This is a genomic window from Rhizobium sp. AG207R, from assembly GCF_027109195.1.
Taxonomy (GTDB): domain Bacteria; phylum Pseudomonadota; class Alphaproteobacteria; order Rhizobiales; family Rhizobiaceae; genus Rhizobium; species Rhizobium dioscoreae.
Genome location: NZ_JAEPVT010000004.1, coordinates 394,834 through 418,114 on the forward strand (window position 1 = coordinate 394,834; position 23,281 = coordinate 418,114).

The window sequence follows — 23,281 nt, forward strand, 5'->3', positions numbered from 1 at the left end:
GACGCTCATGCGCGCGATAGATACGATTTACATCAATGGCAGCTTCGTTCGGCCCCATGGCAAAGAGGAAGCACCTCTTTTCAACCCGGCCACGGAAGAGCGGATCGGCACCGTATGCCTTGGCGACGAGCAGGATGTCGACAACGCTGTCAGCGCCGCCAAGGCGGCATTTGCGAGCCAGTCGCAAAGCTCGAAGGCCGAGCGCGTCGCCATGCTGCACAGCCTGCACGACGCCGTTGCGGCCAGAGCCTCAGACCTCACCGACGCCATGCGCGAGGAATATGGCGCGCCGGCATCCTTCATCGGTTTTTCGGTGCCACATGCCGCCACGGCATTCCTCAACATGGCCAAGACACTCGAAACCTATGAATTTCGCCGCCGTATCGGCCATGCGGAAATAGAGATGCGCCCAGCCGGTGTTGCAGCCGCGATCACGCCCTGGAACAGCAATTACGGCTTCATCTGCAACAAGCTGGCCACAGCCATCGCTGCAGGCGCGACCATGGTCATCAAGCCCTCCGAGATGAGCGCGATCCAGACGCAACTCCTCACCGAGTGCCTGCATGCGGCCGGCCTGCCGAATGGGATTTTCAACATCGTCAACGGCTACGGCCATGTGGTAGGCGCCGCTCTCAGCAGCCACCACGACATCGCAAAGATCAGCTTCACCGGCTCGACGGTGACGGGACGGGCGATCCTTCAGGCGGCGTCGGCGACCTTTAAGCGCGTGACGCTTGAGCTTGGCGGCAAGAGCCCAAACATCATTCTCGACGATGCCGATCTCGATCTTGTCATCCCGCAGGTCTTGGCAGCCGGATTTGCCAATAGCGGCCAGGCCTGCATCGCCGGCACACGCATTCTCGCGCCCGAAGGCCGGCTGGCGGAAATCCACGATCGTCTGACTCAAGCGGTTGCGACACTCAAGGTGGGCGATGCAAGCGATCCCGCCGTCAGGATCGGCCCCATGGTCAGCCGGAAACAATGGGATCGCGTGCAATCCTATATCCGTCTCGGCCAGGAAGAAGGCGCGTGGCTGCTCGCGGGTGGTGAAGGCCGGCCGGAAGGGGTCGATCGCGGCTGGTTCGTTCGTCCAACCATCTTCTCCCGCGTCAATAGCGACATGAGGATCGCTCGCGAAGAGATTTTCGGACCGGTACTCTGCGTCATCCCTTATCGCGATGAGACGCATGCACTCGAGATCGCCAATGACACCGTCTATGGTTTGCAGGCCTACATCTTCTCCGCCGATGTCGACAGGGCAAAGCGGATGGCGGATCGCATCGAAGCGGGCCGCGTCGTCATCAATGGCGCGCCGCATGAACCGACTGCACCCTTCGGCGGCTTCAAGCACTCGGGCATAGGCCGAGAATTCGGCGCCTTCGGCCTGGAATCATTTCTCGAACCGCGCGCGGTGCTCAGCTGATGTGAGGAAGCCCGGAGCCCCGGAAGAGCTTAACAGCCTTCCGGGCACCTCCCTAGCCGGACGCGAAGGCTGGCGCCCTCAGGATACCGCCAGGTATGCGCCAGGATATGAGGATGCCGAACGAAGTACGCTGGAAGGCTCGCATTCAGGTTCTCGTTAGAATCATGTTCTACCTTTAGAACAATTCCAATTTAAGGAGACCCGATGCCTGCCAGATCGACCTACTCTGCTCCGCAACGCATTCTTCATTGGCTCATGGCCATTCTCATCTTTTTCAATCTCCTGTTTCCCGATGGCATGAACGCGTGGCGGCGTCTTGTGCGGCATGGCCAGGTGCCAACACCGGCCGATGTCGCCAGTGCCAACATCCATGCCTATGCCGGTATCGCGATCCTGCTGCTGGCTATCGTGCGCCTTTGCCTGAGATTGGTGTCCGATGTCCCAGCATTGCCCGACAATCAGCCCGCATTTCTACATTACATCGCAAACATCACGCATTTCCTGCTCTACGCACTGATCTTCGCAATGCCCCTATCGGGAATGGCAGCCTACTATTTCGGTATCGATACAGCCGCCTTCGTCCATGGCGGCCCGATCAAGACGCTGCTTTGGATCGCCGTCGTACTGCACATATTCGGAGCGTTTGTTCAGCACTTCTATTTCAAATCGGATGTCTTGCGACGTATGACGATCGGCTAGGTCATCTGCGAAATTGGCGGCTAAGCGGGTTGGCCGCCAAGTGCTTTTCGAAGGAGAACAGAGCAGTCGGCAGCGCGCTGCCGCCTTGGAGCGCCAGATCGGCGAGTATCTCGCCGACCACGCTCGTAAACTTGAAGCCGTGGCCGGAACAGGCTGACGAGACCACCACATTCGGCTGTCCAGGCACTTTATCGATGAGAAAATCTTCGCTCGGCAGCATTGTATAGCGGCAGGTCGTCGCCCGCACGCGATATGACGCGGCATTCGGCAAGCGCTTGCGGGCGAAGCTGTCGAGCAGATCGGTGTCGGCGTCATTGACCGGCGGATTGGGCATGGCGGGATCGATCGGCTCCCTGAAGTGAGCATGGCGGCCGATTTTCACACCATCGATGCCAATGGCCGGAAAGCCGAAATAGGAGCCTTCGGCGCCTTCATCCCGCAGGAAGCAGGGCATGCGCTGCGGCTCAGCAACAAAACCGTCCCTCGGCTGATACCAGGCAACCACCTGGCGGATCGGCTGTGCGTGCGCCTTCAGCTGTGGCACGAGTTCGGCAATCCATGCACCTGTTGCAACGATCACCTTGCGGGCGCGATATCGTCCCGTCGAGGAAACGACCGTCACGCCCGTATCGTCGGGCTCGATCACGACAACGCGCTCGCCGAAATGCAAAACGGCACCATCTTCCGCCGCAAGCTTCAAATAGCCCATGATCGCTGCTTCAGGCCTGACATAGCCGCCCTGCGGATCGAGCACGCCGACCTCCCCTTCTTCCAGCGCAAAAGCCGGAAAGCGCCGCTTCATGGCATCGCGATCGAGTATCTCGTGCGGCAATCCATGCATGTCACAGGAGGCGCGCGTGCCGCTGACGATCTTGCTGTCGGGCGTGCCAATCTGCAGGACACCCGTGACGGTCAGGATTTCGGCCCGCAGCCGCGCCTCCAGTGAGCGCCAGTTTTGATAGGCACGCTTCAGCAGCGGAACATAGGACGGATCGTCGAAGTAGCCGAGGCGGATCAGGCGGCTGTCGCCATGCGAGGAGCTGAGCACATGGGCGGGGAAATGTGCCTCGATCCCGATCGCCTTTGCACCGCGCGCTGCGGCGAAAGACAAGGCTGCACTTCCCATTGCGCCGAGGCCAATGACGGCAAGGTCGAATTCCGCAGTCATTTCATGCTCCAGTTTCATCTTCCGCAGGTGGCGCGATCTTGGCGATCATGCCCCGCAAGGCTTCCATATCCGCATTCAGCGGACGGTCATCGCCATAGATGGGCACGCAGGAACGGGCGGCCGCGTAGATACGCTCGGTTCCCGGCGCCCGCGTCCCGTGCGAGGTAAGAAAATCATGCGCCTGGGCCGCCGCCATCAGTTCGATCGCCAGGATGTATTCCGCGTTATCGAGGATCGCGAGCAGCTTGTTGGCCGCCGCTGTCGGATGGGCCAGAAAATCCTCCTGCAGGCCGGAGGTCAGTCCGCCGTCAAGCGATGCGGGCGCGGCGAGACGCCGGTTGTCGTTGCTCAGCGCGGCAGCCGTGTATTGCGCGATCATGAAGCCGGAATGGCTGCCGGCGTCGCTCGCAAGGAACGGCGGCAGGCCGCTGACCAGGGGATTGACGAGACGATCCGTCCGCCGCTCGCTCATCGCGGCAATTTGGGCGATCGCGATCGCCAGACTATCAGCCGCCTGGCCGAGGGCGGGGGCAACGGCATGGGCTTCGGACGAGACGATCGGCTCCTCCGGCGTACCCGAAACGGCCGGATTATCGGTGACCGAAGCCAGTTCCTGATCGACAATGCGCGCCGTCTGCTCGAAGACATCCCAGGCTGCGCCATGGGCATGAGGTACCGATCTCAGACTCAGAGCATCCTGCGTCCGCCGCCCAAGGGCAGCAGCGACAAGGCCGCTGCCATTCAAGCGGCTGCGAAGCCTGCGCCCGACCTTGGCGATCCCGGCCGATGGACGCAGCGCAAGCACATTTCCCTCGAAAGCTGCCATCTGGCAGCCTACGGCTTCCAGGGTCAGCGCGGCGATGGCATCGGCCCAATCGAGCAGGCGTTCGGCACGCGAGACTGCAAGCGCCGACAATCCCGTGGCGCATGCCGTGCCGTTGACGAGGCTCAAACCCTCCTTGGCACCCAGTACCAGGGGAGGCAGACCGATCGCTGCGAGCGCCTCTGCACCACTCATCAGCTTGCCCTTCACGACAGCTCTGCCCTCGCCGATCAGAACGAGAGCGATGTGGGCATTGTGTGTGAGATAGCCGGCAGAGCCTTTGGACGGGACTTCCGGAATGCAGTCATATTCGAGAAACGCAGCAAGATGCCTGACGATCTCGGGCCGCACACCGGAATAGCCATGGGCGAAATTGGCGATCTGCGCCGCAATGATCGAGCGCACCTCGCGCGCCGGCAGAAGCGGGCCGACACCGCAGGCATGGCTCAAGATGATGTTGCGCGAGAGCCGGCTCTGGGAATCGCGATCGACCACCGTATCGGAGAGCGCGCCGACGCCGGTGTTGACGCCATAGGCGCGCACGCCCGTTTCGACGATACGCTCGACGATGCGGTTTGCCTGCTCAACGCGCTTCCAGGCTTTGTCGGAGAGGATCAGCGGCTCACCGCCGCCAACACGAACGACGTCGCGCCAGGATAGCGACTTATCGACGATGACGGTCATTGCCCATTTCCGAAATGGCCGATGAATTGACGGAAGGCCGGCGAGGCGCCGCTGCCGAACATCTCGTCCGGCGTGCCGGTGCTTTCGACGAGGCCTTCCTTCATGAAGACGACGCGGTTGGAGACGTTGCGGGCAAAGCTCATCTCGTGGGTGACGACCAGCATCGTCGTGCCTTCTTCGGCAAGCGAGCGCATGACACGCAGCACTTCGCCGACAAGCTCAGGATCGAGCGCCGAGGTCGGTTCGTCGAACAGCATGAGCTTCGGCTTCATGGCAAGCGCGCGGGCAATCGCCGCTCGCTGCTGCTGCCCGCCGGAAAGATGCGCGGGATAGGCGTGGCGCTTGTCGGCAATACCGACTTTTTCCAGCAGCACTTCGGCCTCGGCGATGCATTCTGCGCGGGGACGCTTCAGGACATGAACCGGCCCCTCGATGACATTCTGCAGGATCGTCATATGGGACCAGAGATTGAAACTCTGGAAGACCATGCCGAGTTCGGAGCGGATATGATCCACCTGCTTATGGCTCGCCGGATAGCTTTTGCCATTCTTGTGGACCATGCGGATCTGCTCGCCATCCACCCAGATCTCGCCATCCGTGGCGATTTCGAGGAGGTTGATGCAGCGAAGGAAGGTCGATTTGCCCGAGCCGGAAGCGCCCAGCAGCGAAATCACATCGCCATCCTGTGCATCGAGGGAAATGCCGCGCAAGACCTCGTGAGTACCGAAGCTCTTGCGGATGTTGCGGACGGAAAGTCGGGTGACACCTGGCATGATTTGCCTGCTCCAGTAAGCTTTAAGCCTTCAGCGCCGGCGGGATCGCACGGCGATGGCGGGACAGAGAATATTCCAGCAGGGCCATGGCCTGCAGAATGATGAAATTCAGCACGAGGTAGATGATCGCCGCGCAGATGAAGACCTCCATCGTGCGGTAGGTTTGCGAGATCAGCCGCTGCGCAACGCCCGTGACCTCCCAGACCGTGACGAGGCTCGCGAGCGCGGTCGACTTCATCATCAGCACGATCTCGGTCGAATAGGCCGGGAGCGCATGCCGGAAGGCGATCGGCGCGATGATGCGACGCACCAGCAGGAAGCCGGACATGCCGATCGAACGGGCGGCTTCGATCTCCTTCGGCGAAACGGCACGGATGCCGCCGCGGAAGATCTCGGCCGAATAGCCGGCGGTGCAAAGCGCCAGCGACAGGATCGCGCAGACGACCGGCTCGCGCAGGAAGGGCCAGAGGAAGGAGTAGCGAATGATCGAAAATTGCGCCAAACCGTAGAAGACCAGGAACATCTGGATCAGCAGCGGCGAGCCGCGGAACACGAAAATATAGCCCTTGGCAAAACCGGAGAGAATCGGATTGCCGCTGACGCGCATGGCGACGATGACAAGCGCCAGAATGCCGCCAAAGAAGATCGACAGGAAGAACAGCAGCAGCGTCATTGGCACTGCCTTCAGCAGTGTGACCATCGTGCTCGAAAGGAAATCGAAATCCATACCGTCCTCCTCAAGCCTGGCCGATCGTCGCAGCCGGCATGCTGCGATTGGCGCGACGTTCAGCCTTGTTGAAGATGCGATCCGATAGGCTGGTCAGGACCAGATAGAGAATGCCGCCGGCTATGAAGAAAAGGAAATACTGGCGGGTGGAACCGGCAGCCACCTGACTGGTGCGCATCAATTCCGCAAGGCCCGTGACCGAGATCAAAGCGGAATCCTTGAGGCTGAGCTGCCAGACATTGCCGAGCCCGGGAATGGCGAAGCGGAAGACCTGCGGAATGATGATGCGACGCAAACGCAAACCGCGATGCATGCCGATTGCGGACGCCGCCTCAAGCTCGCCCTTGGAAATGGCGAGATAGGCTCCACGGAAAACCTCTGCCTGATAAGCGCCGGAAATGATGCCGACAGCGAGAGCACCGGCGGCAAAGGATGGCAGGCCGAGAAAGCCTTCATAGCCAAGCCATTTGCCGATGGAGGTTACCGCCGACGACCCGCCGAAATAGATCAGATAGATAATCAGAAGTTCGGGCACACCGCGGAAAACGGTGGTGTAGATATTGCCGAGCGTCTTCAACACCATGCTTCCCGAGAGCTTCGCGAAGGCAATGGCCGCGCCGAGGACGGCGCCGATGGCCAAGGCGGTCGCCGTCACGGCCAGCGTCATCAAGGCGGCAACAAGCAGCAGCGCGCCCCACCCGTTCGAGCCGAAGCCCAGCAATTGCAAGCTTGCCATAGATCCAATCCCTGTCCGTGGCAGTTTTAGGCGTCAGGATACCATAGGGTCTCCGGCCGCAAAGCCGGAGACCGATGATAACGGCCCAAAGACGTACTCATCAATTCGGGCTGACGTCGACCTTGAACCACTTCATCGACAGGGTCTTGATGGTACCGTCGGCAAGCGCGGACTTGATCGCCTCATTGAACTTGTCGCGCAGGTCGGTATCCGCCTTGCGGATGCCAAGGCCTTCGCCTTCGCCCCAGATGGAACCGGCGATTTCCGGGCCGGTGAAGGCGAGCGAATCATTCGCGCTGGCAAAAGCGTTCGCGAAGTAGACGGCATCGTCGAAGCCGAGATCGATGCGGCCGTTCTGCAGGTCGAGATCGCGGTCGGCGCCGGTCTTGTATTCGCGGATCGTGGCGATCGAGCCGAAATTGTCATAGACGAACTTGGCATAGACGGTTGCGGCCTGGATGCCGATGGTCTTGCCCTTGAAGGCTTCCTTCAACACGTCGATTTCCTTAACGCCGGTCTGGCCGGGGGTCATCTTGATCGTGGTGCCGGTGCCGGCAGCATTGGCAAGCGGGCTGTCCTTGGCGGTCGCAAAAGCGGCAGGCGTTGCAGCATAAGGAATGGTGAAGCCGATGACCTGCTTGCGCTCGTCGGTGATCGACAGAGCATCCATGATGACGTCGAACTTGCCGGCGTTCAGCGCCGGGATCATGCCATCCCAGTCGGAAGCGACGAGCTTGCAATCGATCTTGGCGCGTTCGCACAGAACCTTGGCAAGCTCCGGCTCGAAGCCGCCGAGCGTACCATCGGCGTTCGTCATGTTCCACGGCGCGTAAGCACCTTCCAGGGTGATCGTTGCCGTCTTCCAGTCCTTGGCGAAGGCCGGCGCGGCAAAAGCGGCGGCAGCCACGACGCCTGACAAGAGAATTGCACTGAATCTCATCGTGTAGAGCTCCTCTGAGGTTGAAATAAGCCTTGCAGCATTTCCTACCGATCTTCGCCGGCTTGCCCGCTTTCCCAATTAATTTTTAGGATTGATTGCGAGGTTGTATAGGGTACCATATGTGATAATTTATGATATGCAAGTGGGAAAGTTGTTTTCGAGGCAGATTCACTCTGTGCAAAGGAAATAGGCAATGAAACGTTCCGGCGAGATGAAACGCGAACTGGCGGAAAATGACGCCGCGCCCCTCTATGCCGGCGTCAAGCAGATGATACTCGACCGCATTCATAGTGGCGAGTGGCCGCCCAAATATCGCGTTCCCTCCGAAAACGAATTGGTGGTCGAACTTGGCGTCAGCAAAATGACGGCCAATCGTGCGCTGCGGGAACTGGCCAATGAAGGCGAGCTCGTTCGCATCCAGGGCGTCGGCTCCTTCGTCGCCGAGCGCAAGGGCGCCTCCGCCCTGTTCGAGGTCCGCAACATCGCCGAGGAGATCGCCGAACGCGGCCATTCCCATCAGGCAAGCGTAGTCGTTCTCGCCCGGGAAGCCGCATCGCCCGACATTGCCGACGCGTTGGAACTCGACATCGGATCGCCGGTTTTCCATTCGCTGATCGTGCATAGCGAGAACGGCGTGCCCGTGCAGATCGAGGACCGGCATGTCCATCCGGACGCCGCACCCGACTATCTGCAGCAGGATTTTACCGACATGACGCCGAACGCCTATCTCTCGGCCGTTGCTCCGCTCAGCGGATCGGAACATGTCGTCGAAGCCGTCATGCCGCAAGCCTGGGAATGCAAGCTGCTGACGATCCTGAAGACCGAACCCTGCCTGACGATCTGGAGGCGCACATGGTCGGCGCGCGGCATTGTCTCCACAGCGCGCCTCGTTTATCCTGGGCATCGCTATCGGCTGGAGAGCCAAAGCGGCAAGCCGTCTGATCGTTAGTTGTATATGGAAGATATGATCATTCATTCGCTTTGAGAAGGCGCAAAGGATGCAAGGGGGGTCGAATGGGCTGGGTGCTGTCGGCAAATTACGATGCCTGCAGCATGCACTCCATAAATAATGCGCCCAAAAGCAGGCCCGAAACCGTAGCAAGCACTTTCAAGATCGCGCGCTCGATCCTGAGGCACTTCTGCGGCAGGATGAGCGCGAGCGACTCGCTTGCAGCTGCAACCAATATGCACACAAGAGCAATGATGCGGCGGTCTTCCGGGTAAGCCATGACAAACAAAAACCCCAGAAGGCCGAACGGGATGACGCTATCGATACTCGCCATCGCCATGAACGGATACCTCGTCCCGACCGGAACGACCGTCGTCACGGCGATCAGACCAAGCACGATCCAGGCAAGGGCATGGGCAAGCAGAGCAAGTTCCATACGAAAATCATAACAACAAGCCGCGAGTTTTCAAGCTGCGGGGCACGGCCTGTCTGCGCTTCCGTTCGACAGCGCGAGAATCCATGATGGCTGGCTGTATGCGGTTCGCATCGGCCACATCCGCCAACGATGCCTCTCACAGGCTGCTCAGCAAAAGGCTTGTCTCGCTGTTCGCAACGCCATCGATCATCCGCACTTCGCGCAAGACCCGATCAAAGTCCGACAAGCTGGTCGCGCGGATATTGGCGACCAGATCCCAATTGCCATTCGTCGTATGCAGCGAATATATTTCGGGAAGGCCGCGCAGTTTACGGATGACCTGCGTCGTCGATTTCCCGACGACTTCGATCATCATGACGGCATGCACGGTCTGCTCCTCATAATCTTCCCGAACCCTTACGGTGAAGCCAAGCAGCGTGCCGGTCTCTATCAGTCGATCCAGCCGGTTCTGCACCGTACCACGCGCGACGCCCAAGACATCGGACAGTTTGGAGAGCGAAGCCCGCCCGTCAGCGCGCAGATGAGCGATGATACGCCGGTCGAGATCATCGGGAATATATTTGGCGAGCGTCATCGCACGATCCTGATCTTGTTCAATCCGTCAAAAATTATGGGTAATTTGTGCAAACCCATACCAAAACTGGCACAGTTTTGCGATTTCAGTCAATCGATCCGCTTGATACCCTATGGGAAATGATTTCCATCGAGGATACGAGAATGTCCGCACCGCTCCCATCGGAAAGAGCTTTCATTCCCTTCGTCAGCGTCGAGAACATGATGCGGCTCGTCCATCACATCGGCATCGAAACCGTGCTCATCGAACTCACCGACGCCATCGAAGCGGATTTCCGCCGCTGGGACCTCTTCGACAAGACGCCCCGCGTCGCTTCCCATTCGCATGACGGCGTCATCGAGCTGATGCCGACATCGGATGGCGCCGTCTACAGCTTCAAATATGTAAACGGCCATCCAAAGAACATGGCGCAGGGCCTGCAGACGGTGACCGCCTTCGGCTTGCTTGCGGAAGTTTCGACCGGTTATCCCGTGCTGCTAACGGAAATGACGCTGCTGACGGCGCTGCGCACTGCGGCAACCTCGGCGATGGCGGCGAAACATCTGGCGCCGGCCAATTCGCGCCGCCTCACCTTGATCGGCAATGGCGCACAGGCGGAATTCCAGGCGCTGGCGATGAAGGCCGTCCTCGGCATCGAGGAAGTCCGCCTTTACGACATTGATCCGAGAGCCACGGAAAAGACGGTTCGCAATCTCGCAAAGACCGGCTTGAAGCTCGTGCACTGCACTTCGGCCCAGGCCGCCATCGAAGGTGCCGACATCATCACGACCTGTACGGCCGACAAGCAATTCGCGACCATTCTGACGGACAATATGGTCGGTGCCGGCGTGCACATCAACGCCATCGGCGGCGATTGCCCCGGCAAGACGGAGCTCCACCGCGATATCCTGCTGCGCTCCGACACTTTCGTCGAATATCCGCCGCAGACCCGCATCGAAGGCGAAATCCAGCAGATGGATCCGGATTATCCGGTCACCGAACTCTGGCAGGTCGTGAGCGGCCGGGCACCCGGCCGCAGCAGCGACCGGCAGATCACGCTGTTCGACAGCGTCGGCTTCGCGATCGAAGATTTCTCCGCCCTGCGCTACGTTCGCGAGAAGCTGGCGGGCACGAACTATTTCCAGAAGCTCGACATCATCGCCGACCCGGACGATCCGCGCGATCTCTTCGGCATGCTGCTCAGGGCAGCCTGACGAAAGATAATGGCGGCCATTTCCACGGTCGCCATCAAACACATCCGTCCTTCAGGCTAGGCGAATTCAGCCTTTGCTGCCGTAAGCAACCAGTTCCGGCTCGCGGACCCGTCCATTCAAAGAGAAGGCCAGCAGGGCCGACAACAGCATCAGTGCGCCTACGATAAACATCGGCAGCTCATAGAGGCCGGTCGCATCCTTGACGAGACCCGTCACATAGGGTGCGGCAAAGCCTGCGATATTGCCGATCGTGTTGATCAGGGCTATGCCCGCGGCAGCCGCCGGCCCAGTCAGGAAGCGCGACGGAATGGCCCAGAAATTCGGCAGGGCGGAAAAGATCGCGCAAGCCGTCAGTGTGATCATCACGATCGTCGCTTCAGGCGAGCCCATATAAAGCGCGGCCGGAATGCTGAAGGCGCCCACCAAGGCCGGAATGCCGATGTGCCACGGCCGCACACCACGTCTGGACGCATCGCGGCTCCAGAAGAAGAGGGCAAAAGCCGCAGGCAGGTAGGGGATAGCGGTAATCAGCCCCTTGTCGAAGACATCGAACTTGGTGCCAAATTTCGTTTCGAAGCCGGCAATGATCGTCGGCAGGAAGAAGGCCAGCGCATAGAGGCCGTAGATCAGGCCGAAATAGATGACCGACAGCAACCAGACGCGGCCGTCCGTCAAGGCAAGGCCGGTCATCTTGCCATGCGCCGCCGCCTTTGCCTTTTCCTCGCCGGCAAGCGCCCGGTTCAGCCAATCCTTCTCGGCCTGGGTCAGCCATTTCGCATCATCGGGGCGATCAGCGAGGTAGAACCAGGTGATGATGCCGACGATGACAGCCGGAATGGCAACGCCGAAGAACATGACACGCCAGCCTTCGAGGCCGAAGAGGCCATGCATCTGGATCAGCGTGGCCGCAAAGGGCGCTCCGACGACTGTTGTCAGCGGCTGGGCAAGGTAGAACAGTGCCAGGATCTTGCTGCGATGCTTGGCCGGCACCCACATGCTCAAGAACAGGATGGCCCCCGGGAAGAAGCCGGCTTCGGCAACGCCCAGCAGGAAGCGCAGCACATAGAGCTCCGTCGCGCTCGATACCCAGGTGAACAAGATCGCCACAATGCCCCAGCTTACCATGATGCGGGCAAGCCAGCGGCGCGCGCCGTATCTGTGAAGCGCGAGGTTGCTCGGGATTTCGAGAACGATGTAACCGAAAAAGAAGATGCCGGCGGCAAAGCCGAACTGCGCCGCCGTCAGCGCCAGATCCGTCGTCATGCCGTTCGGCCCGGCGAAGGAAATCGCCGTGCGGTCAAGAAAGTTAATGAAGAACATCAAGGCGATGAACGGCACCAGCCGCTTCGAAACCTTTGATATGGCCGAACGCTCGACCTGTGACATTTCCTGATTTGCGGGCTGCAATGAAAATCCCTCCCCCGTGCTGAAATCTTGACAACGCAGCGATCCGCTTGCGTCGCTGACAGGACGGAAACTCCGACTTCCCCTCCAGTCCCTGCCTTCGGCCGCATGCGCCTTCGAATGACCTTGATCTCTAGCGGGATGGACAAGCCGCAAGCAAACGATTTAATCTCCCTATCATGTGAGGAAAAATCACATCACGGGATAGCAGAATCTAAAAAATGAGCGGCCCTCTTCCATCCTTGAATGCGCTGAAGGCATTCGAAGCAACCGCGCGGCACAGGTCGATGACGCTTGCTGCCGACGAGCTCTGCGTTACGCATGGTGCGATCAGCCGGCACATTCGCGGGCTAGAGGAGACGCTCGGCGTCATCCTCGTGACCCGCCGCGCCCGTTCGACAGAGCCGACGCCGGAAGGCTCGCGGCTTGCTGAAGGGCTGGCAAGTGCTTTCGGCCTGATGCAGGCAAGCGTCGAGCGCGTCCGCCCAAGCCCGCTGACGCTCTCCTGCTCTTCCTCGATCATGATGGGCTGGATCATTCCGCGCATCGGCCAGTTTCACGAGCGCCACCCGCATATCGCCCTTCAGTTCAACATGAATTACGATCAGGTCGACTTCGTCCGAGACAAGATCAGCCTCGCCATCCGCTCCAGTGTCATCGATCCGCCGAAGGATGCGATCATCCGGGAGCTCGGCGGCGAGGCCATCGGTCCTGTCTGTTCGCCGGAATATCTGAACCGCTCCGGCATTTCGCGTCCCGACGATATGGAACATGCAGCGATCCTCTCCACGCAGACACGACCGCAAGCCTGGAGCGACTGGCAGGCCATAGCCGGACAGGCGGATCTGCGTCTGACACCACAGGCGGCCTTCGATCATTTCTATCTGCTGATCCAGGCCGCCGCATGCGGCCTCGGTATGGCGGTCGTGCCGCAAATGCTCGTGCTCGATCAACTTGCTTCCGGGCGGCTGGTGGCACCTTTCGGTTTTCTACCCGGCCCGCGCCGCATGGTGCTTTGGATCGCGCCGCACATTGCCGGAAGGCCGGATGCCCTAGCGCTCGAAAGATGGCTGACGGCCGAAATGCATGCAAGGCCGGACACCTGACAACTCACTCGGAGCCAGGGGCGGATTGCGCTCGCCTCGGATGAGAGGCTTTGCAACACCACCTCGAGCAATCGGAAATAGTCACGACGGAAACGCTGCTTATGTCAGCTAAAATACATTGAAATCAGCAGTTTTTCTCTCTGCACTTCGTGAGGGATAATATGCTATGAATTCTCGCAAGCATAAGACGAACCGGGCAATCCGTGCGGATTACGGTCGCCAAAGAGAGGATGCATCCTGAATATCGTGCCGGAACTGTCGAGACAAACGAACGAGATGGCTGCACTTATCTCTAGCTACGATTGGGCAGCCACCAGTCTTGGCCCCAGATCGGCGTGGCCCATGTGCCTTACCGCTGCAGTCGACCTCATGCTCCCTGCCCAAGCACAGATCGTCATGTTCTGGGGCGAGGACTTTATCGCACTCTACAACGATGCATACGCGCGAACCATAGGCGACAAGCATCCGCGAGCGCTCGGACGGCCTGCGCGGGAAAATTGGGCCGAACTCTGGAGCGATCTCGAACCGCTTCTTCGCTCCGTCCTTCATGATGGCATGGCGGTCGTTGCCAAGGACCGGCCCTTCTATATCGAGCGCTACGACTATCCAGAAACGGTTTACTTCGACATTTCCTATTCGCCCGTCCGCGGTACGGACGGCAAGGCGTTGGGTGTATTCTGCATCGTCAACGAGACGACGGAACGGGTCCGAACGGAACAGGCGCTGCGTGAAAGTGAAGAGCTGTTTCGCGCCGTCATCTCGCAATCGACGACAGGGTTTGCCCAGTGCGAACTCGACGGCCGTTTCGTTCGGGTGAATGAGCGTTTCTGCGAAATTGTAGGCTATTCCGAGAGCGAGCTCCTCGGCATGAAGACATACGACATCACCTATCCGGACGATTTGCATGAGAATACTCGTCTGTTCGAAGCGATGATGGCGACGGGAGAAAGCTTCGAGATCGAAAAGCGCTATGTTCGCAAGGATGGCAGCCTCGTCTGGGTCGCGAACTGCGTTTCCGCCTTGAAAGACGGTTCGGGACGCATCCAGCAGGCTGCCGCGATCGTCACCGATATAAGCGAGCGCAAGCGTGCACAGGAAGTAGAGCGGCAACTCGCGGCGATTGTCGCCTCATCGGACGACGCTATCCTCAGCATCGATCTCAACATGATCATTACAAGCTGGAATAGCGGTGCTGAGAGGCTTTACGGACAATCGGCCGAAGAGGCCATCGGCCAATCCGTGATGATGCTCGTTCCGGAAGACCGCAGCGACGAAGAGCCGGCGATCCTGGCGCGGATTCGTGCGGGCCAAAAGGTAGAGCCTTACGAAACCAAGCGACGCAACAAGAACGGCGCGCTTGTCGATGTTCTGCTTAGCGTTTCCCCGATCTATGACGTCTATGGCAGAATCGTGGGGGCGTCCAAAACTGCCCATGACAACAGTGCCAAGAAGGAGGCCGAGCGCCTGCAGACCGTGCTGGTGGGCGAGCTCAATCATCGCGTCAAGAATGTGCTCGCAACCGTGATGGCCATTGCGCGCCAAACACTCGGGCGGGACGATGTGGACAAGGCATCCGTCGAGACATTCGAGGCGCGGCTCTCCTCGATGGCGCGCGCCCACGATCTGCTGATCCACGGCCAATGGGAGCAGGCGGAGTTGACCGCCGTCATTGCCCAGGCGCTATCCCCCTATCCGAAGGACAGGTTCGAAATTTCCGGACCGGCAATCAAACTCGCGCCGAGAGCTGTCGTTTCCATATCGCTTGCACTGCATGAGCTTGCGACGAATGCCGCCAAATACGGTGCGCTTTCGGTGGCGGATGGCCGTGTTGCGATCACGTGGTCACTGGAAACGGGCAGGACGGATCACCTCAAACTGCGCTGGCAGGAATCGGGAGGGCCAATCGTAAAGCCTCCGACCCGCAAGGGCTTCGGCTCCCGCTTGATCGAAAACCTGCTGGCGGCGGAATTGAGCGGCAAGGTCCAAGTCCGTTACGAGCCGAGCGGCTTGATCTGCGAGGTGGATGCCGCCGCAGGGATCGGCTGGGATCAAGCTCACGACAAGGCAGAGTAACGCCGCACCCGGTGCTCAATCCCGGTCGATTCAACGCAGTCCTTTCGGCCGCGTCGCGAGCACATTGCGGATCGAGAAGCTCGAATGGATTCGCAGCACTCCCGGCATGGTCGACAGAATATCCTTATGGATGCGTTCGAAGTCGCCGGGATTGGCGACCTCGACGCGCAGCAGATAGTCGGAGCCGCCCGTCATCAAAAAGCACTCCTTGATCTCGGGATGTTTGCGTACCGCCGCCTCGAAACGATCGAGATGCTCCTCCGTTTGCCGCTCGAGCGTGATGTTGATGATGACGGCGATCGATGCCTCTGCCTGGGACGTGTCCACCAGGGCCGTATAGCCCCTGATCACGCCCGCCTGTTCCATCAATTTGATACGCCGCAGGCAGGCCGATGGCGACAGCCCCACCTCGCCTGCCAGCTTGGCGTTGCTGACTCGGGCATCGAGGCGAAGCAAGCGGAGAATATTGCGGTCGATGGCGTCGAGAGCGGGCATGTGGATTCTTTCAAAAATTCGCAGATCCTTTCAATATCAATGCATTTAAACAATAATCAATCACTGTTTAGCAAGCAATTTCGCGATCCTTTCAATAATCTTATATTGAACGACGAGGGCGGACATGGACGGCGGTATTGTGGATTCTCTGGCGCCAAAATTGGCGATCGATAGTGGAGCGTGTGGCTATCTGACGATCGATCTGGCCGCGCTATGCCGGAACTATGACAAGCTATCCACTATCGTCGCACCGGCGCGGGCCGCCGCCGTCGTCAAGGCGGATTCCTACGGACTTGGCGCCAATCAGGTATCGAAAGCACTCTACGAGCGCGGTTGCCGCCACTTTTTCGTCGCCCACTTCATTGAAGCGCTACGGCTGCGTCCGCAACTCCGTGGCGATGCAACTATTTTTGTGCTGAACGGCCTTTTACCCGGCAATGAGGCTGCCTGCGCCGATGGCGGCATCGTGCCTGTGATCAATTCGCTCCAACAGTTGCGGCAGTGGTCGGAGATGTCACGCTCTCTTCACCGCAGGCTCCCCGCGGTTCTCCAATTCGATACCGGCATGTCGCGGCTCGGCATACCGCCGGAGGACAGAAGCGCCGTGGCAGCTCATCTGCAGACATCCGACGACGTCGATATCCTGTTCATCATGAGCCACCTCGCCTCCGCAGATGAGACCGACAGCAGGCAAAACGGTGATCAGCTTGCCGAGATGTGTCGCGTCGCAACGGAGTTTCCGCAATACGATGTTTCGTTCGCCAATTCCGGCGGCATCTTTCTTGGCGGAGATTTCCATGGCGTACTGGCACGGCCAGGCATCGCTCTTTATGGCGGCGCTCCCACCAGTGGCGTTGCCAACCCCATGGAAGCGGTTGTCCGGCTCGAAGTTGCCGTGGTGCAGACACGGACCGTTTTGGAAGGCGCTCGGGTCGGCTATGGCGGCGTGCATGTGACGAAAGGCAAGACCCGGCTCGCGACGATCGCCGCCGGCTACGCCGACGGCTTGCCGCGCAGCCTCAGCGATCGCGGCGCCGTCTATTACGACGGCGTGCGTCTGCCCATCGTCGGCCGCGTGTCGATGGACAGCACGACAATCGATATCAGCGCCTTGCCCGAAGGCGCTCTCTCTTTCGGCAGCATGGTGGAAGTTCTGGGAGATCATCAGACCGTGGATGATCTTGCGTGCGACGCCGGCTTGATTTCCTATGAAATCCTGACCAGTCTCGGCCATCGCTTCCACCGTCAATATCGCTGACCTTCCCATCTCTCAAGTCTCTGAGGACATCATGAAAGTCGTCGTTCTGGGTGCCGGCATCATCGGCGTGACGTCAGCCTATCAGCTTGCCAAGGCGGGCCACGAGGTTACGGTCATCGACCGGCAGCAGGGCCCGGCGCTGGAAACGAGCTTCGCCAATGCCGGCGAGGTTTCCTTCGGCTATTGCTCGCCCTGGGCCGCACCCGGCATTCCCATGAAGGCGATCAAGTGGCTGTTCATGCACCACGCGCCGCTCATCCTGCGCCCGAAGGTCGATGGCGCCATGCTCTCATGGCTCATCAAGATGCTGTCGAACTGCACGTCGGAGCGTTACGCGATCAACAAGAGCCGCATGCTGCGCCTTGCCGATTACAGCCGCATTTCGCTCGCTGAGCTTCGCGAAGAGACAGGTATTGCCTATGACGAGCGTATGCAGGGCACGCTCCAGCTCTTCCGCACGCAAGCGCAGCTCGATGCATCCGCCAAGGACGTCAAGGCTCTTGCGGCCGACGGCATTCCGTATGAGGTGCTCGATCCCGACGGCTGCATTCGCGTCGAACCGGCCCTTCGGCATGTCCGCGGCAAGATCGTCGGTGGTCTGCTGACACCGAAGGACGAGACCGGCGACTGCTTCAAATTCACCAATGCGCTTGCTGCAAAAGCGATTGAGCTTGGCGTCCGGTTCCAGTACGGCACGACGATCAAGGGGCTCGCCATCGAGGGCAGCCAAGTACGTGGCGTGGTGACCGATCGTGGACGCCTGGATGCCGATGCGATCGTCGTCGCGCTTGGCAGCTATTCGCCGCTACTGCTGAAACCGCTCGGCATCAGCCTGTCCGTCTATCCGGTTAAGGGTTACTCGCTGACGATCCCGATCACCGATGCGTCACGCGCACCGGAATCGACCGTCATGGACGAAACCTACAAGATCGCGATCACTCGGCTTGGCGATCGCATCCGCGTCGGCGGCATGGCGGAAATCTCCGGCTATACCAATGATCTCGGCCTTGCGAGACGCCGGACACTTGAGCATTCCGTGACCGATCTCTTCCCCGGCGGCGATGTCGCCAAGGCCTCGTTCTGGTCGGGCCTGCGGCCGATGACGCCGGATGGCACGCCGGTCATCGGACCGACGAGGATCAAGGGGCTTTATCTCAATACCGGTCATGGCACGCTTGGATGGACCATGAGTTCCGGTTCGGCACGCGTCATCAGCGATCTCGTCAGTGGCCGCAAGCCTGATATCGACGCGACCGACCTCGCGATCAGCCGCTACGCCTGACAAAGGGGTCTCAACGCGGGCGCTCAAGAACAGCGGCGGGCTGATCGCCCGCCGGTTTCGATCAATGCCGCGGAATTCGTGGCAGGAAGATCGTGAATAATCCCAACAACGGCAGATACGAGCAGAGCGTATAGACGAAGGGGATGCCACGCGCATCGGCGAAATCGCCGAGCCAGGCCGCACCCAGTCCACCCGCCCCGAAGGCAAAGCCGAAGAAGATGCCGCCGATCAGTCCCACGCGGCCAGGGATCAGCTCCTGCGCAAAGACCACGATCGCCGGGAAGGCCGAGGCAAGCACGAGGCCGATGACGACGGTCAGGACGCAGGTCCAGAACAGGTTCGCATAGGGCATCAGCAGCGCAAACGGGATGACGCCGAGGATCGAGAACCAGATCACGAAACGCGCGCCAAAACGGTCGCCCACCGGCCCGCCCATGATCGTGCCGACCGCGACCGAGCCGAGGAAAAGAAACAGCATCAGCTGCGCATCCCGGACATCGAGATGGAACTTGTCGATGACGTAGAAGGTGAAATAGCTCGAAATGCTCGCCATGTAGACGTTCTTCGTCGCCGTCAGCAGGATGAGGATGGCAAGCGCCCACATCGCCTTGTTGCGCGCGATCGGCAAGGCGCGGCTCGGTGCAGGGCGGGCCGACTGCTGGCGGCGATGGTTGATGAACCAGTTGCCGACCCAGCTCAGAACGATGAAGCCAATGACGGCCAGCACCGAAAGCCAGGCGACGCTCTTCTGGCCATGCTGGAGGACGAAGAACGCGGCAATGAGCGGCCCGATCGCCGAGCCGGCGTTACCACCGAGCTGAAACAGCGACTGCGCCAGCCCGTGACGTCCGCCCGAAGCGAGACGTGCAACGCGCGAAGCCTCCGGATGGAAGACGGCCGAACCGAAGCCGATCAGGCTTGCAGCGATCAGGAGCACGCCGAAACTGCCGGCATAGCCAAGCAGCACCAGGCCTGCAAAGGTGCTGACCATGCCCACGGGCAACGAATAGGGCATCGGCCATTTGTCGGTCACGATACCGACCACCGGCTGCAGCAACGAGGCGGTGATCTGGAACATCATCGTCAACAAGCCGATCTGCACGAAATCGAGCGCATAATTCTCTCTGAACATCGGATAGAGCGACGTCAGCAGCGATTGCATCGTATCGTTCAGCAGATGACAGGTACTGACCGCCATAACGATCGACATCGTCGTCTTTTGATATCGGGCCTGCGTACCCGCCACTTCCGCAACCATGTGGGGAATCCTCCTGCGCCGGCGAGACTTGCCGACGATATGACTTGATCCGCCTTTACCACGGCTTGCGAATGTCCTTCTTTCGTGTTTTGGTCCAATAGTTTCTCGATTGGGCCAAAATGGAAAAGCTATCGAAACAGTTGCTGGCGACCCTCGACGACGACCATGTGCGAAACATGCGCTGGATGGAGGAATCGCCAGCCGACGTGCTCGTCCATAGCGCCGAGCCGCCGCAGGGCTACACGGTTCCCTGGCATCACCACCGCCGCACGCAGCTGCTTTGCATCTTCGCCGGCGTCGCCCTGATCATGACGGCGCGCGGCCGCTGGATGGTGCCGCCCGGCCATGCCCTATTCATCCCCGTCGGGCTGGAGCATTCGATTGAGATCCTGAGCGACGTCAGCATGAAGTCCGTCTACGTGACGCCGCGCGGCCAGCCGCCGAAGGGTGAAGCGCCGCGTGTCGTCGAAGTGACCGATCTTGCCCGCAGCCTGCTGCTCGAAGCCATCCGGCTGCGGGAGGCGCCGGTCAGCCATCGCAAGGCCAAGCTCGTTCTGTCGCTACTGGTCGAGGAAATCGCAACGTTGCCCGAGCGTCCGCTCGGCCTGCCCTTCCCGTCCGACCGCCGATTGACTGCGCTCTGCCGCGACTATCTCTCCAACCCATCGCCTAATGCCAGGCTGGATGATTGGGCCGAAAAGCTTTCGGTAAGCCGCCGAACGTTCACCAGGCAGTTCCGCAAGGAAACCGGCATCAGCTTCACCACCTGGCGCCAGCAGGCAAGCGTCTTTGCCTGCCTGCCGCAACTGGCGGAGGGCCAGCCCGTCATCAACATCGCGCTCGAAGCAGGCTACGAGAGCGTGGCGGCGTTTACCACCATGTTCCGCCGCATGCTCGGCACCTCGCCGCGCAGCTATATGGCCAACCGCTGGACCCTTGAGCGGCAATCAGCTTGAAGCCTCCTCTTGAAATGAGCAGGCGCTTCCGGCAAACAGCGCTGAAGAGCGAGGCAAAGCATATGCGGCATATTCACATCGTCGGTATCGGCACGGGAAACCCCGAACATCTGACCGTGCAGGCGATCAATGCGCTGAACTCAGCCGATGTCATCCTCATTCCAAGCAAGGGCGCGGCCAAGAGCGAGCTTGCCGACGTCAGGCGCGATATCTGCCAGCGCTATGTCACCAATCCCGCCACCCGCTACGTGGATTACGACGTGCCGTCACGCCAGATGGCGGACCGCAGATATGTGCGGAGCGTCGATGAATGGCATGACGCGATTTCCGCGACCTACGAGCGGCTGTTTCTGGAACATCTGACGGAAAGCCAGAGTGCTGCCTTCCTCGTCTGGGGCGATCCCGGCCTTTATGACAGCACGCTCCGCATTCTCGAGCGTGTCGTCGGTCGCGGCAAAGTCGTTATCGATTATAGCGTTATTCCTGGCATCACCAGCATCCAAGCGCTGACGGCAAGCCATCGCATCCCCCTCAACCTCGTCGGCAAGCCGGTTCAGATCACCACCGGTCGGCGATTGGCCGAAAGCTTTCCCGGAATTGCCGAAACGGCCGTCGTCATGCTCGATGGCGAGCAGGCCTTCAGCAAGATCGACGATCCCGATGCCCATATCTATTGGGGCGCCTATCTCGGCACCAAGGATGAAATCATCATCGCGGGCAGGCTGGCTGAGGTTTCCGAGCGGATTCTTGCGACCCGCGCCGAAGCCCGCGCCCGGCATGGATGGATCATGGATATCTATCTTATGCGTAAGGGTCGGGACTTCGACGATCTCGAATAAGCGCCAAGTACCAAATCGTTTGCCCGCCGATCCGGTTTGTGCAAGGAAATGTCCCTTATGAAGGGCAGTCTTATGGTTGCGGTCGACGCGCAGACAGTGGAGGAACAAGCGTGCTTCTCTAAAGGGGGAGCTGCCGAGGACGGCGTTGCATCGCCCCTGCCCTCTATGGTTCGCGGTGCCTGCCCCTCGCTGAATGCACCGATGCAGACCGGCGACGGCCTTCTTGTTCGTTTGCGGCCATCGACTCCGGGGCTGACTATCGCGCAATTACGTCTCTTGGCGGAAGCAGCCGAGAGACACGGCAATGGCCTGATCGAGATCACTGCGCGCGGCAATTTTCAGCTGCGTGGCATGACGCCGCAAAGCATGCCTGGACTGGCCGCCGATATCGATCGGGCCGGCATCGTGCCAGAGAGCGGCGTCACGATCGAAGTCCCGCCGCTCAGCGGTGTCGATCCGTCCGAGATTGCTGATGCACGTGGGCTTTCTGAGCGTCTGCGAAGCGCCATCGATGCACTTCGTCCCAAGCCATTGCTCGCTGCAAAGCTCGCCATTATCGTTGACGGCGGCGGCCGGCTCGTCCTTGACGAACTCTCGGCGGATATCAGGCTGAAGGCTGTCACTGCCGCCGATGGCCGAAAGCTTTGGACTCTTGCCATTGCGGGAACCGAGACGACGGCCACACGGCTTGTCGCCTTGTCTGGCGAAGAAGCGATAGCCTGTGTCATGGCATTGCTCAAAGCGTTGGCGGCAATCGGCCCTCGCGCCCGCGGCCGTGACCTGGACATCGCCGCTTTAGGACTACAGTTTCCTGCCCCTTCCAGCTTCCCACGACGAGAAACTAACTCATCCGCCCTTCCTGTCGGTGTCATTCCGCTCGATAACGAACAGACCGCACTCGGATTGCGGCCCGCCTTCGGTCAAATCCACGCTCAAGACCTCATCCGATTTCTTGACCATGCAGAGATGACTGGGGCGCATGAATTACGGACCGGCCCCGAACACAGCCTGTTGCTGCTCGGCCTCCCGCGCGAGCGGATCAAAGGTATTCTCGCCGCGGCAGCTGATTGCGGCTTTCAGACACGCGCCGATGATCCCGCAAATTATGCCGTTCCCTGTTCCGGTGCCGGCGCATGCGCCTCTGCCCACTACGCCACGAAAAAGGCGGCCGCCGATCTGGTCGAAATCGGGCATGAGCTGCTGGATGGTTCGCTCAAGGTGCATCTATCCGGCTGCGCAAAAGGCTGCGCCCATCCTTTCCCGGCGATGCTGACCATCGTCGGTGCTGCAACGGGCTATGCTATTGTCGTAAATGGGTCAGCATCATCAGAGCCCGTGGCTTACATCCATAAGGAATATCTGAAATCGGCGCTGGCTGCGCTCGGGGAACTGGTGCGAAACAACAAAGCTGCTGGCGAATCGGCACAGCAGTGTCTTAAACGGCTCGGCCGGGACGCAATCGCGACGGCCTTACGACAGGGATAG

At 60.1% G+C, this 23,281-nt stretch carries 22 protein-coding genes; 11 read left to right on the plus strand and 11 right to left on the minus strand.

Translation table 11 applies throughout. The features are described 5' to 3' along the window. Positions 1–7: 7 nt before the first annotated feature. Both JJQ51_RS11855 and JJQ51_RS11860 read left to right on the plus strand, forming a co-directional pair. Entirely contained in the window at positions 8–1,423 is a 1,416-nt protein-coding gene (locus JJQ51_RS11855) for an aldehyde dehydrogenase family protein (RefSeq protein WP_113350589.1), read from the plus strand. 204 nt (positions 1,424–1,627) lie between these two features. Continuing rightward, complete coding sequence (locus JJQ51_RS11860; protein WP_069610354.1) at positions 1,628–2,122, plus strand: cytochrome b; 495 nt, start codon at positions 1,628–1,630, stop codon at positions 2,120–2,122. 1 nt (position 2,123) lies between these two features. Here the strand turns inward: JJQ51_RS11860 and solA are convergent, their stop codons facing one another. The 6 genes from solA to JJQ51_RS11890 form a co-directional block, all read right to left on the minus strand. Beyond that, on the minus strand, positions 2,124–3,290 hold the full coding sequence (gene solA / locus JJQ51_RS11865; protein WP_269244756.1) for an N-methyl-L-tryptophan oxidase: 1,167 nt from the start codon (positions 3,288–3,290) through the stop codon (positions 2,124–2,126). Between the two features lies 1 nt (position 3,291). Beyond that, positions 3,292–4,797: an HAL/PAL/TAL family ammonia-lyase gene (locus tag JJQ51_RS11870; RefSeq protein ID WP_113395018.1), complete on the minus strand. Its 1,506-nt coding sequence runs from the start codon at positions 4,795–4,797 to the stop codon at positions 3,292–3,294. Next, positions 4,794–5,570 (minus strand): ABC transporter ATP-binding protein, encoded by a 777-nt coding sequence (locus tag JJQ51_RS11875; RefSeq protein ID WP_113329655.1) that lies wholly within the window; start codon positions 5,568–5,570, stop codon positions 4,794–4,796. Before JJQ51_RS11875 ends, JJQ51_RS11870 begins: the two co-directional genes overlap by 4 nt. A 22-nt stretch (positions 5,571–5,592) precedes the next feature. Continuing rightward, positions 5,593–6,297: an ABC transporter permease gene (locus JJQ51_RS11880; RefSeq protein ID WP_113329654.1), complete on the minus strand. Its 705-nt coding sequence runs from the start codon at positions 6,295–6,297 to the stop codon at positions 5,593–5,595. 10 nt (positions 6,298–6,307) lie between these two features. Then, complete coding sequence (locus JJQ51_RS11885; protein WP_113329653.1) at positions 6,308–7,033, minus strand: ABC transporter permease; 726 nt, start codon at positions 7,031–7,033, stop codon at positions 6,308–6,310. A 100-nt stretch (positions 7,034–7,133) separates the two neighbouring features. Further along, positions 7,134–7,973, minus strand: a complete 840-nt coding sequence (locus JJQ51_RS11890) for a transporter substrate-binding domain-containing protein (protein ID WP_113350592.1) — start codon at positions 7,971–7,973, stop codon at positions 7,134–7,136. A 193-nt stretch (positions 7,974–8,166) separates the two neighbouring features. On the opposite strand from JJQ51_RS11890, the gene hutC reads away from it, so the two are divergent. After that, positions 8,167–8,922, plus strand: coding sequence for a histidine utilization repressor (hutC, locus tag JJQ51_RS11895; RefSeq protein WP_069610348.1), 756 nt, complete (start codon positions 8,167–8,169; stop codon positions 8,920–8,922). An 88-nt stretch (positions 8,923–9,010) separates the two neighbouring features. Here the strand turns inward: hutC and JJQ51_RS11900 are convergent, their stop codons facing one another. Both JJQ51_RS11900 and JJQ51_RS11905 read right to left on the minus strand, forming a co-directional pair. Beyond that, positions 9,011–9,358, minus strand: coding sequence for a hypothetical protein (locus tag JJQ51_RS11900; RefSeq protein ID WP_113350593.1), 348 nt, complete (start codon positions 9,356–9,358; stop codon positions 9,011–9,013). Positions 9,359–9,494: 136 nt separating this feature from the next. Next, on the minus strand, positions 9,495–9,932 hold the full coding sequence (locus JJQ51_RS11905; protein WP_015343394.1) for an Lrp/AsnC family transcriptional regulator: 438 nt from the start codon (positions 9,930–9,932) through the stop codon (positions 9,495–9,497). A 143-nt stretch (positions 9,933–10,075) separates the two neighbouring features. On the opposite strand from JJQ51_RS11905, the gene JJQ51_RS11910 reads away from it, so the two are divergent. Then, the gene (locus tag JJQ51_RS11910) at positions 10,076–11,125 is read left to right on the plus strand and encodes an ornithine cyclodeaminase (protein ID WP_113351037.1); all 1,050 of its coding nucleotides are present in this window, start codon (positions 10,076–10,078) and stop codon (positions 11,123–11,125) included. A gap of 66 nt (positions 11,126–11,191) precedes the next feature. On the opposite strand, the gene JJQ51_RS11915 is transcribed toward JJQ51_RS11910, so the two are convergent. Then, positions 11,192–12,511, minus strand: coding sequence for an MFS transporter (locus tag JJQ51_RS11915; RefSeq protein WP_113350594.1), 1,320 nt, complete (start codon positions 12,509–12,511; stop codon positions 11,192–11,194). Between the two features lie 239 nt (positions 12,512–12,750). Between JJQ51_RS11915 and JJQ51_RS11920 the strand changes: the two genes are divergently transcribed. Both JJQ51_RS11920 and JJQ51_RS11925 read left to right on the plus strand, forming a co-directional pair. After that, positions 12,751–13,635, plus strand: a complete 885-nt coding sequence (locus JJQ51_RS11920; RefSeq protein WP_113350595.1) for a LysR substrate-binding domain-containing protein — start codon at positions 12,751–12,753, stop codon at positions 13,633–13,635. A 276-nt stretch (positions 13,636–13,911) separates the two neighbouring features. Then, positions 13,912–15,708, plus strand: coding sequence for a PAS domain-containing sensor histidine kinase (locus JJQ51_RS11925; RefSeq protein ID WP_269244757.1), 1,797 nt, complete (start codon positions 13,912–13,914; stop codon positions 15,706–15,708). Positions 15,709–15,738: 30 nt separating this feature from the next. Here the strand turns inward: JJQ51_RS11925 and JJQ51_RS11930 are convergent, their stop codons facing one another. Next, complete coding sequence (locus tag JJQ51_RS11930; protein WP_152093192.1) at positions 15,739–16,203, minus strand: Lrp/AsnC family transcriptional regulator; 465 nt, start codon at positions 16,201–16,203, stop codon at positions 15,739–15,741. 124 nt (positions 16,204–16,327) lie between these two features. Between JJQ51_RS11930 and alr the strand changes: the two genes are divergently transcribed. Together alr and JJQ51_RS11940 are read left to right on the plus strand one after the other, a co-directional pair. Beyond that, the gene (gene alr, locus JJQ51_RS11935) at positions 16,328–17,461 is read left to right on the plus strand and encodes an alanine racemase (protein WP_152093191.1); all 1,134 of its coding nucleotides are present in this window, start codon (positions 16,328–16,330) and stop codon (positions 17,459–17,461) included. A 31-nt stretch (positions 17,462–17,492) separates the two neighbouring features. Continuing rightward, positions 17,493–18,743: a D-amino acid dehydrogenase gene (locus JJQ51_RS11940; RefSeq protein WP_269244758.1), complete on the plus strand. Its 1,251-nt coding sequence runs from the start codon at positions 17,493–17,495 to the stop codon at positions 18,741–18,743. Between the two features lie 61 nt (positions 18,744–18,804). Here JJQ51_RS11940 and JJQ51_RS11945 read toward each other — a convergent pair whose 3' ends face one another. Continuing rightward, entirely contained in the window at positions 18,805–20,001 is a 1,197-nt protein-coding gene (locus JJQ51_RS11945; protein ID WP_113350599.1) for an MFS transporter, read from the minus strand. A 119-nt stretch (positions 20,002–20,120) separates the two neighbouring features. Here JJQ51_RS11945 and JJQ51_RS11950 point away from each other — a divergent pair, with 119 nt between their 5' ends. The 3 genes from JJQ51_RS11950 to cobG all read left to right on the plus strand — a co-directional run bounded on the left by JJQ51_RS11950 (position 20,121) and on the right by cobG (position 23,281). Further along, positions 20,121–20,957 carry an AraC family transcriptional regulator gene (locus JJQ51_RS11950; RefSeq protein ID WP_152093188.1) on the plus strand — a complete coding sequence of 279 codons (837 nt, stop codon included), beginning with the start codon at positions 20,121–20,123 and terminating at the stop codon, positions 20,955–20,957. Positions 20,958–21,019: 62 nt separating this feature from the next. Beyond that, the gene (cobF, locus tag JJQ51_RS11955) at positions 21,020–21,796 is read left to right on the plus strand and encodes a precorrin-6A synthase (deacetylating) (protein WP_152093187.1); all 777 of its coding nucleotides are present in this window, start codon (positions 21,020–21,022) and stop codon (positions 21,794–21,796) included. Between the two features lie 57 nt (positions 21,797–21,853). Continuing rightward, a complete protein-coding gene (gene cobG, locus JJQ51_RS11960) occupies positions 21,854–23,281 on the plus strand; it encodes a precorrin-3B synthase (protein ID WP_152093186.1) in 1,428 nt (475 codons plus the stop codon).